The sequence below is a fragment of the Streptomyces sp. NPDC056486 genome (genome assembly GCF_042795295.1).
GTDB lineage: Bacteria > Actinomycetota > Actinomycetes > Streptomycetales > Streptomycetaceae > Streptomyces.
The window spans coordinates 117,287-131,285 of the sequence record NZ_JBHTSF010000002.1; the positions used below are offsets into that span (position 1 = coordinate 117,287).

11 protein-coding genes and 1 pseudogene are annotated in these 13,999 nt (G+C 68.7%); 5 read left to right on the plus strand and 7 right to left on the minus strand.

Annotated elements, in window-relative coordinates; all coding sequences use genetic code 11:
- Window positions 1-12: 12 nt before the first annotated feature.
- Window positions 13-927 (minus strand): hypothetical protein, encoded by a 915-nt coding sequence (locus ACFQ7F_RS01770; protein ID WP_383264495.1) that lies wholly within the window; start codon window positions 925-927, stop codon window positions 13-15.
- Window positions 928-1,266: 339 nt separating this feature from the next.
- Between ACFQ7F_RS01770 and ACFQ7F_RS01775 the strand changes: the two genes are divergently transcribed.
- Entirely contained in the window at window positions 1,267-2,256 is a 990-nt protein-coding gene (locus ACFQ7F_RS01775; RefSeq protein WP_383264498.1) for an XRE family transcriptional regulator, read from the plus strand.
- Window positions 2,257-2,299: 43 nt separating this feature from the next.
- On the opposite strand, the pseudogene ACFQ7F_RS01780 reads toward ACFQ7F_RS01775, so the two are convergent.
- Window positions 2,300-3,622, minus strand: a pseudogene (locus ACFQ7F_RS01780) (phosphatase PAP2 family protein); the annotation flags it as partial.
- Window positions 3,623-3,917: 295 nt separating this feature from the next.
- Window positions 3,918-5,498 (minus strand): sulfite oxidase, encoded by a 1,581-nt coding sequence (locus ACFQ7F_RS01785; protein ID WP_383264501.1) that lies wholly within the window; start codon window positions 5,496-5,498, stop codon window positions 3,918-3,920.
- 201 nt (window positions 5,499-5,699) lie between these two features.
- Here ACFQ7F_RS01785 and ACFQ7F_RS01790 point away from each other — a divergent pair, with 201 nt between their 5' ends.
- Window positions 5,700-6,395, plus strand: a complete 696-nt coding sequence (locus tag ACFQ7F_RS01790; protein WP_383264504.1) for a hypothetical protein — start codon at window positions 5,700-5,702, stop codon at window positions 6,393-6,395.
- An 18-nt stretch (window positions 6,396-6,413) separates the two neighbouring features.
- Here ACFQ7F_RS01790 and ACFQ7F_RS01795 read toward each other — a convergent pair whose 3' ends face one another.
- The gene (locus ACFQ7F_RS01795; RefSeq protein ID WP_383264507.1) at window positions 6,414-6,572 is read right to left on the minus strand and encodes a helix-turn-helix domain-containing protein; all 159 of its coding nucleotides are present in this window, start codon (window positions 6,570-6,572) and stop codon (window positions 6,414-6,416) included.
- Between the two features lie 63 nt (window positions 6,573-6,635).
- Between ACFQ7F_RS01795 and ACFQ7F_RS01800 the strand changes: the two genes are divergently transcribed.
- Window positions 6,636-7,589, plus strand: a complete 954-nt coding sequence (locus ACFQ7F_RS01800; RefSeq protein WP_383264510.1) for a LysR family transcriptional regulator — start codon at window positions 6,636-6,638, stop codon at window positions 7,587-7,589.
- A 221-nt stretch (window positions 7,590-7,810) separates the two neighbouring features.
- The gene (proP, locus tag ACFQ7F_RS01805) at window positions 7,811-9,355 is read left to right on the plus strand and encodes a glycine betaine/L-proline transporter ProP (RefSeq protein ID WP_383264513.1); all 1,545 of its coding nucleotides are present in this window, start codon (window positions 7,811-7,813) and stop codon (window positions 9,353-9,355) included.
- 31 nt (window positions 9,356-9,386) lie between these two features.
- Here the strand turns inward: proP and ACFQ7F_RS01810 are convergent, their stop codons facing one another.
- The 3 genes from ACFQ7F_RS01810 to ACFQ7F_RS01820 all read right to left on the minus strand — a co-directional run bounded on the left by ACFQ7F_RS01810 (window position 9,387) and on the right by ACFQ7F_RS01820 (window position 12,225).
- Complete coding sequence (locus ACFQ7F_RS01810) at window positions 9,387-9,899, minus strand: carboxymuconolactone decarboxylase family protein (RefSeq protein ID WP_383264516.1); 513 nt, start codon at window positions 9,897-9,899, stop codon at window positions 9,387-9,389.
- A 98-nt stretch (window positions 9,900-9,997) separates the two neighbouring features.
- The gene (locus ACFQ7F_RS01815; protein WP_383264518.1) at window positions 9,998-10,765 is read right to left on the minus strand and encodes a FadR/GntR family transcriptional regulator; all 768 of its coding nucleotides are present in this window, start codon (window positions 10,763-10,765) and stop codon (window positions 9,998-10,000) included.
- On the minus strand, window positions 10,762-12,225 hold the full coding sequence (locus ACFQ7F_RS01820) for an amidase (protein ID WP_383264521.1): 1,464 nt from the start codon (window positions 12,223-12,225) through the stop codon (window positions 10,762-10,764). Before ACFQ7F_RS01820 ends, ACFQ7F_RS01815 begins: the two co-directional genes overlap by 4 nt.
- Before the next feature lie 252 nt (window positions 12,226-12,477).
- Here ACFQ7F_RS01820 and ACFQ7F_RS01825 point away from each other — a divergent pair, with 252 nt between their 5' ends.
- The gene (locus ACFQ7F_RS01825; RefSeq protein WP_383264524.1) at window positions 12,478-13,998 is read left to right on the plus strand and encodes an ABC transporter substrate-binding protein; all 1,521 of its coding nucleotides are present in this window, start codon (window positions 12,478-12,480) and stop codon (window positions 13,996-13,998) included.
- The last annotated feature ends 1 nt before the right edge of the window (window position 13,999 follow it).

Below are 13,999 nucleotides of genomic sequence, written 5' to 3' on the forward strand. Positions count from 1 at the left end.
CGGCCTACCGACTCAGGGGCGGGCCGCGGCCGTTGCGGCGGTGGGCGGGGTCTCGGCGATGACGGCTCGGCGCAGCTGTTCCGGCTTCGGCGGGAGCAGGGCGGTGAGGTCGTAGTGGGCGCGGCCGCGGCGGTAGCTGGTGATCAGGCCGTTCTCTTCGAGGGGGAGCCCGGCCGGGCGGAGTGTGGCCTGGCCGTCGTCGTCGAGCAGTCCGGTGTGGTTGGGGCGCAGGCTCACCCACAATTTCGTGGTGCCGTGGGCCCGTTCGACCAGGTCCCGGCGCAGCGGCAGCCATCGGTCGAGTGCGGCCCGGCTCAGCGGTGACAGTGCGAACCAGTCACCTTGCGCAGGCTGGCTGCTGCCGTGCTGGGGGCGCCGTTCGACGTACAGCGCGCGGTTGTCCGGGGCGAGGTGGGCCAGGCGCAGGGCGACCAGTTCGCCGGAGCGCGTGGCTGTGTCGAGGATGAGGGCGAGTACTGCGGTCAGGCGGGTCTGGCCTGGTGACAGGTAGCCGGCGAGGTTCTTGTCGAGGTGGTTGCGCAGGGCTGCCAGGTCGCCGAACTCCGGTGTGGGGTGCAGCGGCAGTGCGCCGCCGCCGAGGCGCAGTCCGGGCAGGCCGATCGCCTCGCGCAGCACGTCCACGCAGTGCTTTCGGGCTTCGTTGGTCGGCTGTGAGGTGGGCGGGCGCGCGCCCTTCACCAGTCGCGCTCGCAGGGCGCCGGATTCCGCGATGCGGAGGTAGGGGCCGATGGCGTCTTGTTCGAGGAGTCGGCGCAGCGAGCGACGGGCGCCGACGGGCAGTGCGTCACGCGACAGGGCCCGCAGCAGTTCGCCGCGGACCATGCCGAGTTGACGGCGGCGGGCCTCGCCGACGGGCAGGTCGTCGAGGATCCTGTCCAACGCGGTGATCGAGTGGTACTCCGGCACCTCCCGATTCTCGCCTACTGCCTCCCCGGATCCCCCCACATCCGGCAACAGGGCGGTAGCTCATCGGACTCGGGTGACCCTTTACGCCGTCGTGATCCCCCCTCGTTGATCACGACGGCGCATGGGCCCGTCCCGCTCCACTGAAGTGACAGGTGGGCCGACCCGGCACTACAGAGACTGCCGCCGGTCGGCAGGCCGAGGCAACATCAAACGGCTGTCCGGTCTGCAAGGGGGCTGTCCGGCCTGGTCAGAACCTTGTCCGGATTACGTCCCGGACAGCGAGGACACGGCTAGATCCGTCGTTACCCCTGGTGTGCCTGCAGATGCAAGATGATGTTCGTGAGGAATCCAGGGGAGTTGTCGCCGTCCGAGGCCCGAGATGCTGCTGGGTTCATCCAGTTGATGCGGCAGCTCAAGGAGCGTTCGGGGCTGACGTATCGCGAATTGGAGGAGCGGGCCGCCCGAAGCGGCGACGTGCTGGCGCGCAGCACGCTGGCCGACATCCTGCGACGGCCGAGCCTGCCCAGGCCCGATGTGCTGGCCGCGTTCGTCCGCGCCTGCGGGGACGGGCAGAGGGTCGGGGTCTGGCTGGATGCCAGAGACCGGATCGCGGCGGATACGGCTTCTTCCGTGCCCGCCACGGAGTCCGGCCCGGAGTCCGGCCTGGAGCCCGAGAAACAGCCGCAGACCACGGAGTCGACGGGCTGGCGGCCACGCTGGGCCAGGGGCCGCACAGTCGTACTCGCGGTCTCGCTCGCGGTCCCGCTGCTCGCTCTGGTCGCCTGGGAGTTGCTCCCCGGCAGTTCCGGTGATCCGGGCGCACCGGCTGCTGCTCCCACTTCCCGGTCTCTCGGCGGCGGCTGGGTGACCATCCGCCCTGTCAGTACGCCGGACCTTTGTCTGACCGACGGCCGTGACCGGGGCGGTGATTACGGCAGCGCCGTCGCTGTCCAGCTCCCCTGTTCCCGGGCCACCGTGCCGCGCACTTACCTTCAACCGGCGGGTGAGGGCCTCTACCGCATCCAGTGGCATCATCCCGAGGAAGGGAAAGGCTGCCTGACGATCATGCGCACCGGCCCGGTCAAGGGCATGCTCGAGCCCCGGAACGACTGTGGTCAGGGCACTCTGTTCCGTGTCGAAGCCGCTACAGCTGAAGCCACCCGAGCCGAGGACACCCCGGCCGAAGGCACCGGCAAGGTCCGACTGCGCCCGACCGACAGCAGCAAGTGCATCGGCATCGCCGACAACGACACCGCAGCGGGAGCCGAAGCGGTCGAAGAACGGTGTACCGGCGCGGCAGACCAGCAGTTCCTCGTCCGGGCGGGCTGACGGTCCTCACCGGCGGGCGCTCGACGCAGCACGACTCAGACCAGTCGGGTTGTGGTTTCGCTTGGATGACTGGTGCGGCTTTCGGTTCCCACTGTCTGGTGGTCCGTACGTAGCCGTAGATCACTGAGGCCATCGCCAGCAGGAGAAGCGGTCCGAACACCTCAGGATGCCGGGCCATTTCCATCGGCAGATAGCGGTACGAGACCAGGAGCGCGGCGAAGACCGCTGTGCCGTGGGCGACCAGCTGAACGCCTTGCCGGTCCCAGCCGCGGTCGAACGAGCGCAGGGCCGCCTCGACCGTGAGCGCGAACACCACGCCGACGATGAGGTCCACGCCGTAGTGGTAGCCGAAGCCCAGCGTCGCGCTGAGCGTGGCGATGAGCCAGAACGTCCCCGCGTAGCGCAGAAGTCGTGGGCCCTTGCGGGAGTGGATGAAGATCGCGGTGGCCCACGCCGTGTGCAGGCTCGGCACGCAGTTGCGCGGGGTGATCCCGTCGTACGGCACGGGGTGCGGGGCGCTGATCGGTGGCGGGGTGTTCGGCCACAGGTTGGCCACCGCCCACTGCACGCCGCCGGTGCCGGAGGTGCCGGGGCCGTAGGCGAAGATCGGGCCGACCACCGGGAAGATCATGTAGATGGCAGGCCCGAGGAGGCCGATCAGCAGGAAGGTGCGCACGAGGTGGTGGCGCGGAAAGCGGCCCTCGGCTGCCACGTTGCGCAGTTGGTACAGGGCGACGACGATCGCGGCCACGGCGAGTTGGGCGTAGACCAGGTCGAGGATGTGGGTGCTGACCGGGCCGCTGGCCTTGAGTATCCGGCCCGCGAGCCAGGACGGGTTGCCCAGCGCGTGATCGGCGATGGCCACGTAGGGGTCGAGCACGGTCGGGCGGGTCTTCGACGTGATGAGCAGCCAGGTGTCGCCGGTCTTGCGGCCGGCCACAAGGAGCAGGCCCAGGCCGACGCCCTTGAGGAGCAGGACGCGTTCCTGGCCGGTGCGGCGCGTGATCGCGAAGACCGCACAGCCCAACATCGCCCACAGGGCGCCGTTGCCGAAGAACTGGCCTTCGGGAACTTCGGCGTCGACCGCCCACCGCACCAGTACGAAGACGATGTCGATGCCGATCGCGGCACCGGCCGCGATGAACCGTTGCCGCCAGGTGAGCACCACCATCATCAACATCAGACCGCCGTAGAGCGGACCCGGTTTGGGCGGGAAGAGCACCTCTCGCGCCTGATTGGTGATCGGCCCCGGTACGCCTCCGTAGTGGCGCGCGGTGATCTCCAGGGCGATGAGGAATCCGAGGGCCACCACGCACGCCGTGGTCCACAGGATGACCCGTGGTCGGCGCCACGCGGCGAAATTGATCTTGCGGTCTATTCGTGAAAGCACCCGCGAAGCAGTGGATATCAATTGTCTGACCGATTTGGTAGGTGATGTTTAGATAGATGCCCCTTCGAGCCGTATGGCGTGTTTTCCGCTGAAGGAAGGGTGATGGGGCCCTCGTTACTAGGTCGATCATGCCACCGGAGGAGTGCGGGTCGCTTCGCCGGTCGCCCCATCAGCCCCTACAGGCTCGCCTGAGGGGGGCGCACCAGTTTCGTCCGGACCTGTCACTTCTTCGGCATCAGGACGGCGTCGATGGTGTACACGTTGAGATCGGTCAATCCGCGGTGACCACCACCGAATGCCAGCCACTGGACCCGTCGGGGATGGTGCGGGTCCGCTTCTGGGTCTGCGTTTCGCCCGTCCGGTCGGTGGCCCGGACCGTCAGGGTGTGGCCGCCCGAGGTGGCCTTCCAGGGAAAGGACCACTGGCGCCAGGTGTCCCGGGTGTCCTCGGCGGCCAGGTCGGCCTGCTGCCAGGGGCCGTCGTCCACGCGCACCTCGACCTTGTCGATGCCGCGATGCTGGGCCCAGGCGACTCCCGCGACCATCATGGTGCCGCCGGCCTTGGGGCGGGCGAACGGTTTGGGGGTGTCGATCCGGGACTGGGTCTTGATCGGTGCCTTGCGTGCCCAGTCCCGCTTCACCCAGTAGGGGTCGTAGTCGTCGAACGTGGTGAGTTCGATGTCCTGGATCCACTTGCAGGCGGATACGAAGCCGTAGAGGCCGGGGACCACCATGCGCACCGGGAACCCGTGCGCGAAGGGCAGCGGTTCGCCGTTCATCCCGAGGGCGAGCATCGCGTCGCGGCCGTCCATGACGTCCTCGACCGGGCTGCCGATGGTCATTCCGTCCACGGACCGCGCGACCAACTGGTCCGCGGGACCGCCCTTCGACGGCGGCTTCACGCCGCACCGTGCGAGGAGGTCGGCCAGGCGCACGCCGATCCACCGGGCGTTGCCCACGTACGGGCCGCCCACCTCGTTCGAGACGCAGGCCAGCGTGATGTTCCGCTCGATCAGCGGCATGCGCAGCAGGTCCGCGAAGGTCACGGTCATCTCGCGGGTGACGCCCTTGCCGTGGATCCGCAACCTCCATGAGGTCGCGTCGACTTTGGGTACCACCAGCGCGGTGTCGACGCGGTAGAAGTCCTGACTGGGCGTCATGAACGGGCTGACGTCCTTGATCCGCAGCGCTGCGCCCTTGGGGGTGGGCGAGGCGGCCGAGGCCGGGGCGGGCAGCCTGACCTGATGGCGGGAGGCGACGGCGTTCTGTCCCTGAGCACCGTTCAGGGAGCGGCCGAGGAGGCCGACCCCCGTGGAGGCTGCTGCCGCGGCCGTTGCGGCGACGATGAACCCCCGCCGGTCCCATCCCGTCTCCTCAGCGTGAGCCTCGTGAGCCTCGTGAGCCTCGTGAGCCTCGTGAGCCGGATCGGTGTTCGCAGGGGCCTTCGGTGACCGCAGGAGCCCGACGAGGTAGTAGAGGAGTCCCGCTCCCACCGCGGCGCCGGCCACCGACGGCAGTGCGTCCGTGACGCTTGTGGAGTCGGGTCGGCTCGTCGCGGCGAAGGCCCCGAGCACGCCGAACAAGAGGATCCCGGCGGAGCCGATGCGCCGGTAGCGGGCGGCCAGCGCTCCGAGCACCAGCGCGAGGAGAGTCAGGACGGCGAGGATGCCCAGTTGCAGGACGAGCTTGTCGTCCGTCCCGAACTGCCGGATCGCCCAGTCCTTCACCGCGGCCGGCGTGCGGTCGATCGCCGCCCCGCCCACCGCGATCACCGGACTGGACTCCGGGCGCACCGCGACGGACACGAGCTCGGCCGTGGCCAGGGCGGAGCAGCCGGCCAGCAGACCGCTCAAGGAGCCGAGCCCGACAAGCCGCCACCTGCCCGTGTGCCGCGATGTTCTTGCTGTTCTCGCTTCTTCTCTCGCTTCTTCACTCACACCCGTGATCCGGAGCGGGGACCGGGCACGGATTGGTCCGTCACTCCTTGCAGCTCGCCGGGCTGCTGCGGGGCGGTGCCAGGGGCGGTATCAGGGGGCGGTACTAGAATCTTCGGCATGGCGAAGCGGCAGGTGCGGCGGCGGGCGCGGAAGATTCTGGGTGAGGATCCGGTGGCCCTGGTCTGGTGTGAGATCCACAGGCCAATTCCCGTACCACCCAAGGACGTTCATCGTGCCGCGGGCAAGGGGCGACTGAAATCGCGTCACCACTGGTTGGTGTACGTGGGGGCCGTGGTGTTCTGCTTCGTGGTCGTGCCGGTGATCCTGATCGACCTGCTCGGCCGCAAACTGGACCAGTTGCTCTCGCCGGGGCGGCGCAGCCGCGCCCAGCGGACCGCACCGTCGCCGACCGCACCTGACGCCCAGGGCTCCGGCCGTGGCCGCGCCCCTGAGGGCGAGCGCGGGCAGGACCCCGCCAACGGTGTCTTCGACGGTGACTGGAATCTGACCGCGGGCCAGCTGCTGTTGCGCTGGTACGGGCATTCGCCCAGCCCCAAGCGTCTGGTCATGCTGACCCGCGACCGTATCTGCGTGGCCGCGTCCCCTCGACGCAGGCTGTCGCCGACCAAGGCCGACGACTTCAGGGCCGTCACGGAGTTCGCCCTCGACCAGGCACGTATCGAGGGCGAGGCGGGCCAGCCGCGCGGGTACGCCACCTTCCGGCTCTGCTTCGCCGACGGCTCCTGGCTGGAGATGGGCCGCCTTGGCGAGCCGGAGGACGCAGATCACTTTCTGCGTACGGTCAGCGGCTGATCGCCCTTTTCCCGTCGGCTATGCGCCTTGCCGAAGCGAGCGCTGGTACTGGCCGGGTGTCTGTCCGACAAGTGTGGTGAACGCGTCGATGAAGGCGCTCGGGTTCACCCATCCGCAGGCGGTCGCCGTGTTGATCACCGAGACCTCGCCGGCGAGCAGCAGTAGTGCGTGGTGCACGCGAAGCTCAACCGCCTCCCCGGGCAGCCACAACGATCGGTTGGGCACGCATAGGCTGGATCAATGGATACGGAGGCGGTGCGATCGTTCGTCCGCGCGGCCGAGCTCGGGCAGCTGCGACACGCGGCCGATGAGCTCGGCGTGACGCAACAGGCCGTGTCGAAGCGGATCGCGACGCTCGAGCGCGGACTCGACGTCCGGTTGTTCACCCGTACCGCCCGAGGGGTCGAGCTGACACTCGACGGCCAAGCCTTCCTCCCGCACGCCCGGAAGATCATCGCGGGTGTCGATCGCGCCGTCACCGCGATCGGACCGGGCTCGCGGGCCCTGCGGATCGACGTGCTCGGCCTGCGATCAGCACAGGCCGTGGTCCTGCACGACTATTGGCGGTCGCATCCCGGGACCGACCTCGATGTGGTGACCCTCAGGGTCAATGACCCACGGGTGGCGGTCGCCGCCGTCCAGGCGGGCGACGTCGATGCCTCGTTCCGCACGATCACCGACCCGGCAACGCTGCCGCGCGACGTACAGATGATCCACGCGTTCGACTCCCCGCTGGAACTCCTCGTCGGCCCGAGACATCCGCTCGCCGCCGCACGAACACTGACGCCGGCCCAGCTGCGCCGCCACCGGATCTGGGTGCCGGGCATCGCGCCGCGAAGCGAATGGTCGGAGTTCTACGATCAGCTCGCCACCGACTTCGACCTCCGCATCGACGCCGCGGGCCCGAACTTCGGCAACGAAGTGCTCCTCGACACCCTCGCCGACTCCGCGGACGTGGCCACGCTCGTAGGCACGCGCGACCGGTACATCTGGCCCACGAACCACGACATCCGCCGCATCCCGATCGCGAATCCGACGCTCGTCTACCCGCTCTCGCTCATCTTCTCCAGGCCGGATCCGCACCCGGGGCTCCGGGCGGTCATCAAACACCTCGGAAGCCTGACGGCGCGCCCCGAACCGGCTTGGCTCCCCTCCTGGGCAGTGCCTCGCTCCGACGCCGAAACGCCGGGTTAAGGCGCCGGCATCCGGCGGCTCACCGAAAAGGCGGCCTCACCGAATGGCGGGCGGACAATTTGCCGGTCGCTCTTGATCAGCCTAATTTTGCGGCGACACAGCTTTTTCTCAGGCAAGGGGAGAAAAGCTTCATGGTGAAAGGCCTTCCGCACAGAACACCCCGACGGCCCCGCGAGCCGGAAACGGAATCGACGCGCACATCACGTGCGGCGACCGACCGCATGGCGCGTACATTGCTGCGCCGACGCAAGAAGGCACTCAGCGCCGATGACGTGATGGTCTCGGATCGCCCGAAGGTGCGGCGAGCGGTGACGGCTGCCGCGCTCGGGAACACCATGGAGTGGTTCGACTTCGGCGTCTACGCCTATTTGGCGGGCACGATCGGAAAGGTCTTCTTTCCGTCCAGTTCGCCCGGGGCCCAGGTCGTCGCCACCTTTGCCACCTTCGCCGCGGCTTTTCTCGTTCGCCCGTTGGGCGGTCTCGTCTTCGGACCGTTGGGCGACCGCATCGGACGGCAGAAAGTGCTCGCCGTAACCATGATCATGATGGCTGCGAGCACCTTCGCCGTCGGCCTGCTGCCGTCGTACGCCTCGATCGGTTTCGCCGCCCCGCTGCTGCTGCTCGTGTGCCGCCTCGTCCAGGGCTTCTCCACGGGCGGCGAGTACGCCGGTGCCACCACCTACATCGCCGAGTACGCCCCCGACCAGCGGCGCGGCTTCCTCGGCAGCTGGCTCGACTTCGGCACCTTCGTGGGCTACTCCCTGGGCTCGGGCCTGGTGACGGTCCTGACGCTGACGCTGGGGTCGGACGGCCTGGAGAGCTGGGGCTGGCGCATCCCCTTCTTCATCGCGGGTCCGCTCGGGCTGATCGGCCTGTACATGCGGCTGAAGCTGGAGGAGACGCCCGCCTTCCAGGCGGAGACCGCTTCCGCCGCGGCGGAGCGGGGGGAGGGCGCCGAGGACGGCGATGACGACCCCATCGAGCAAGCCCGTCAGTCGGGCAAGGGGCGGCTCAAGGAGATCTTCACCCATCACTGGCAGGCCTTGCTGATCTGCATGGGGCTTGTGCTGCTCTACAACGTCACGAACTACATGGTGACGTCGTATCTGCCCACGTTCATGACGGCGACCTTGGGTGAAAGCGACACGACGGCTCAGTTGCTCGTGCTCGGCACCATGCTGCTGGTCGCTCTCGCCATCACCGTGGTGGGCCGCAGCTCCGACCGGTGGGGCAGACGCCCGATGTTCATGGGCGGCAGCATCGCGCTGATCGCGCTCGCCATTCCGGCGTTCCTGCTGATCAGGGAGGGTGGCATCCTCCTGCCCGCGTTCGGCTGCGCCATCCTCGGTCTGCTTCTGGTCTGCTTCGCGGGCACGGCCGCGGCAACACTGCCCGCCCTGTTCCCCACCCGCCTGCGGTACGGCGCGCTGTCGATCGCCTACAACATCTCCGTCTCCCTCTTCGGCGGCACCACTCCGTTGCTCGCCTCCTTCCTGGTGGACAAGACCGGCAACACCCTGGTGCCCGCCTTCTATTTGATGGTGGCCGGAGTGATCGGCCTGGTCTCGACGTTCTTCCTGCACGAGACAGCAGGGCGACCGCTGCGCGGCTCAGGACCCATGGTCGAGACGGACGACGAGGCCCGCGAGATCGTGGCGCGCAGCCGCACGGAGGCCGGGCGCCACGCCCGAGACGTGTGGCTGCGGCTGTGGCACCCTCGCGGGGGCCGGAACGAATCCACGAAGGCCCGTAAGCGGGGGGACTGACGGGTGAGGCCGGAGTGGGCCGACCGGCGCCTCAGACGGGCGGGGTGCGGTCCTCGACCGTCACCTCGAAGGTGTTGAGGAAGTCGCAGATGAGCTGGTAGAAGCCCACGGTGATGACGAGGTCCGCGAGCTGGTTCACCGTCAGGAACGCCAGCAACTCCTCACGCGCGGCCTCATCGAGGGTGTGCCGGGCGAGCAGCCGGTCCGTGGCGGCCAGGACGGCGGATTCGGGGCCGGTGAGCTCTTCGGCCGCACCGGTCTCGGCGGCGGCGAGTGCCTCCTCTCCGAGGCCGACGAGACGAGCGATCCTCTCGTGGTGATGGACCTCGTAGGCCGCTCCGTAGACACGGCCGACCCGCACGATGACCAGTTCGCGCAACGTGTCCGGCAGCGAGTTCCGCTGCAGAATCGACTCCCCGAGCGTCAGCAGGCCCGGCGCCAGGGCCGGCGAGTGCATCATCATCCGGAAGACGTTGAGCGACCCGTTGGCCGTCACGGCGTCCTGTAGTTCCACGGGCAGTGTGGAGAGATCCGGATACTCCATGTCGGCTCCGTTCGGGAAGTTCGGGAAGTTCGAGTTCGGCAAGTTCGGGAGGGACAGTGGGCCTGCGCGGGGCGGGAGTCCGGCTCCCACAGGACGGCTCAGGCCGCCTCGTCGTCCACGAGCGCAAGGAGCCGGCCCCGCTCGCCCTCGGGGACGTATCCCGCGTAGTAGTCGTACAGGGTGCGGCGCGAGATGTGGGCCGCTGCCCGGCCGTCGCGTGCGCGGATCGCTTCGAGCACTTCCTGGTGGTGGCCGAGCGACTTGCGCATGAGCGCCCTGCGGTCGCGGGCGTTGGCGACCTTGTCGGAGATCAGGGAGAGGACCGCGCCGCGGACGACCTGGTTGGAGACCTCGATCAGGGCGTTGCGGCTCGCCCGGGCCACCACCTCGTGGAAGGCGACGTCCGCCTTGCTGAACTCCTCGTACCCGGTCTTGATCGCGTCCGACATGCCGGTGAGTGTCTCCTCCATGGCGGACAGCTCCTCGTCCGACCGCAGCCGGGCGGCCAGTTGGCTCGCCGAGCCGTCGAGGATCATGCGGAAGGAGATCAACTCGGCCATCGACACGTTGTCGAAGCGGACGAGGCGGGTCATCTCCTTGGCCAGGCCGGCCGTCGAGAAGGGCAGGATCTCCGGCCCGTTCGGATCCCCGGGGCGTGAGCGGACGAGGCCATTGCTCTCCAGAACACGCAGAGCCTCCCGCACAGTTGGCCGGCTCGCACCGAACTGGACCACCAACTCGCGCTCGCTGGGCAGCCGGTGACCGGGCTTGAGGTCACCGGAGGCGATGGCCTGCTCGATCTGCTCGACGATGCGCTGGTAGAGCCGCACCGGCGAGACCTGCTGGAACTGTGCCCCGTCACTCACGGATGCTCCCCCTTCGGCGTGGTGGTCCCTGCCACGTTCTTCGCGGAGGGGGTCGCGGTGGTGGTGTCCGGCCAGTGCGGGAACGCCTCGGCCGGCCGGTTCTGTTCGTACCACGCTGCCGCTTTCAGGACGCCGAGATCGTCGAACCGGCGGCCCGAGATCTGCACCCCGATGGGCCGTCGGTCCGCTGTGAAACCGCAGTTGACGGTCGCGGCGGGCTGCCCTGACATGTTGTACGGCGCGGTGAAGCCGATGTGGGACATGGTCTGTCCGCGTCCCATGAACGGCATCGGCTGCTCGGCGGGGAACGCCGCCACCGGGGCCACCGGTGAGAGCACCACGTCGTACGGGAGTGTCGCCGCGACGGTGCGGGCCTGGATCTGCATGGTCTGCTGGTAGCAGTGGAGCACGCGCGTGCCGGGTATGTCCGCGCCCTCCTGGCACCACTGGATGATGTAGGGGTGGACGCGCAGCGCGGCTTCCGGGGCCAGCCGGCGGAAGTCGTTCCATGAACGCACGCGCCAGAAGAGGTCCAGGTCGTCCAGGAGATCCTGGCTCATGAACGGCTCGACGGGCTCCACGACGGTTCCCGCCGCCTCGAAGAGCTCTGCGGCACCGTGCACCGCGGCGAGGACCTCCGGGTCGCGGGGTGCTCCGCAGCCGGCGTCCAGGTGCAGCCCGACCCGCAGACCGCGCACGTCGCCGTCGAGTGCCGACCAGTCGATGTCCTGAGGGGGCAGGCTCGTCCAGTCGCGTGGGTCGGGGCGGCTCAGGACGCGCATGAAGAGGGCCGTGTCGGCGACGGTGCGCGCCATGGGGCCTGCGGCGCGGCCCAGATACGGGGTGTCCAGGGGGATGCGGCCACTGCTGGGCTTGAGGGTGGCGATGCCCAGCCAGGTGCCCGGCAGCCGGATCGATCCGCCGATGTCCGTGCCGACGTGCAGCGGGCCGTATCCCGCGGCGGCCGCCGCCCCCGCGCCGGAGCTCGAACCGCCTGTGGTCCAACCGGCGTTCCAGGGGCTGCGGGTGATGCCGTGTCTGCTGGAGACGCCGGAGGAGAGCATCCCCCAGTCCGGCATGACGGTCGACCCGAGGATCACCCCGCCGGATTCCAGGACCCGCTCGGTGATGGGCGCGTCCCGCTCGGGGACGACCGGCTCGACCCCCGCGTTGCCCGCGGGCATGGGGACGCCCCTGCGCGCGATGTTCTCCTTCAGCGTCAGCGGTACTCCGTCGACAGGACCGAGCGGTTCCCCTGTCGCCCAACGGGCCTCGCTGGCCAGGGCCGCTTTGCGGGACTCGGCCGGGTCCCGCACCCAGAACGCGTTGAGCACACTCTCGCGCGCCTCGATCACCGACTGCACGGCGTCGTGGACCTCGACCGGAGACACCGTGCGATCGGCGAATCCGGCCACCATCTCGACGGCCGACATGGTGGCCAAGCTCTTTTCGGTGAACACTCGCACCCTCCTCAGCTCGCGCTCTTCGCGACTCCCGGCATCCCGGCCATTGACCAAGCCATTGACAAGGTCGGCATCAGTCGTCACGGTACCTGTCAAGCGAGCTTACTGGTCAGGCCAGTTACGGCGGAAGGTTTCGTGCATGACGCAGGCGAACAAGGTTGTGCTGCTTACCGTCGTTCCGGGTGACGGCATCGGCCCGGACGTCGTCGCGGCGACCGTGCCCGCGCTCCGGGCCGCTGTGGAGGTCTCATGAGCCGCACGCGACGTGCGCGGCGCATCCGGATGGCCGGGGTCCTGCTGATCTGCTGTCTGATGGCGGCCTGCTCGGCCGGGTCCACAGCGGGCGGCCACAGCGCCGACGGGCCCGGCGACGCCGTGACGATCGGCCTCACCGCCGAACCGGCCAACCTCGACTTCACGAAGACCGACGGCGCGGCGATTCCCCAGGCGTTGCTCTACAACGTCTACGAGAACCTGGTGAAGCTGGACCAGAAGGGCGAGATAAAGCCCTCTCTCGCCAGGTCGTGGAGCCTGTCGAAGGACCGCAGGACGTACACGTTCCAGCTGGTGAAGGACGCGAAGTTCAGCAACGGCGCACCGTTCACGGCCGAGGACGCCAAGTTCTCCATCGAGCGCGTCGCCGCCAAGTGGACGGTGGCGCTCAAAGCTCCGATGAGTGTCGTCGACACGGTGAAGGCGGTGTCACCCGGCGAGCTGAAGGTCACGCTGAAGAAGCCGAGCAACGACTGGCTGTACCGGATGACCACGCGCATCGGCGCGATGTTCAGCCGGACCGGGGTGGACAAGCTCGCCACCGATCCGGTCGGAACCGGGCCGTACGAGGTCAGGAAGTGGAACCGCGGCGACTCGATCACGCTGGCCCGCCGGGACGACTACTGGGGGAGCGCACCGCACTTCGGATCCGTCACCCTCAAGTACTTCAAGGACCCCACGGCGATGAACAACGCGCTGCTCACGGGCACCATCGACGTGATCGGCGTGATGCAGTCGCCGGACTCGCTCTACCGGTTCGAGAACAACCCCAAGTACCAGGTCATCGAGGGCTCGACCAACGGCGAGGTGCTGCTGACGCTCAACAACGGTTCGGGTCCCCTGCGGAGCAAGAAGGCCCGGCAGGCCGTCCGTCACGCCATCGACCACAAGGCACTGGTGGACACCTGCTGGGCGGGGCGGGGCAAGCCCATCGGCAGCATGGTCCCGCCGACCGACCCGTGGTACCAGGACCTCACCGACCTGTATCCGTACGACCGCGACAAGGCGAAGAAGCTCCTGAAGGAGTCCGGCGAGGCCGGCCGGACACTGCGGCTGCGGATCCCGACACTGCCCTACGCCACCGCGTGCGGGACCGTCGTCAAGAGTCAGCTCGAACAGGCCGGGTTCAAGGTCGCACTTGACCAGCTGGAGTTCCCCGCCGCCTGGCTGACGACGGTGCTCAAGAATGCCGACTACGACATGACGATCATGTCCCACGTCGAACCCCGGGACATGCGCACGGTGTTCGGCGACAAGAACTACTACACCCGCTACGACAACCCGGAGTTCCGCAGGCTGTTGGAGAAGGCGGACCTGGGCAGCGAGAAGGAGCAGGTCGGCACGGTGCGCAAGGCCGCCCGGATGCTGTCCGAGGACGCCGCGGCCGACTGGCTGTTCCTGCTGCCGAATCTGACGGTCGCCGACGCGGACATCACCGGTCTGCCGGTGAACAGCGTCACCGAATCCCTGGACCTCACCGGCCTGGGCCGGTCGTGAA

What these genes read in the sequence shown, in the direction of transcription:
- ACFQ7F_RS01825 (WP_383264524.1), top strand. Translation starts at nt 12,478, where the DNA reads ATGAGCCGCACGCGACGTGCGCGGCGCATCCGGATGGCCGGGGTCCTG.
- ACFQ7F_RS01790 (WP_383264504.1), top strand. Translation starts at nt 5,700, where the DNA reads ATGGCGAAGCGGCAGGTGCGGCGGCGGGCGCGGAAGATTCTGGGTGAG.
- ACFQ7F_RS01810 (WP_383264516.1), bottom strand. Translation starts at nt 9,899, where the DNA reads ATGGAGTATCCGGATCTCTCCACACTGCCCGTGGAACTACAGGACGCC.
- ACFQ7F_RS01800 (WP_383264510.1), top strand. Translation starts at nt 6,636, where the DNA reads ATGGATACGGAGGCGGTGCGATCGTTCGTCCGCGCGGCCGAGCTCGGG.
- proP (WP_383264513.1), top strand. Translation starts at nt 7,811, where the DNA reads ATGGCGCGTACATTGCTGCGCCGACGCAAGAAGGCACTCAGCGCCGAT.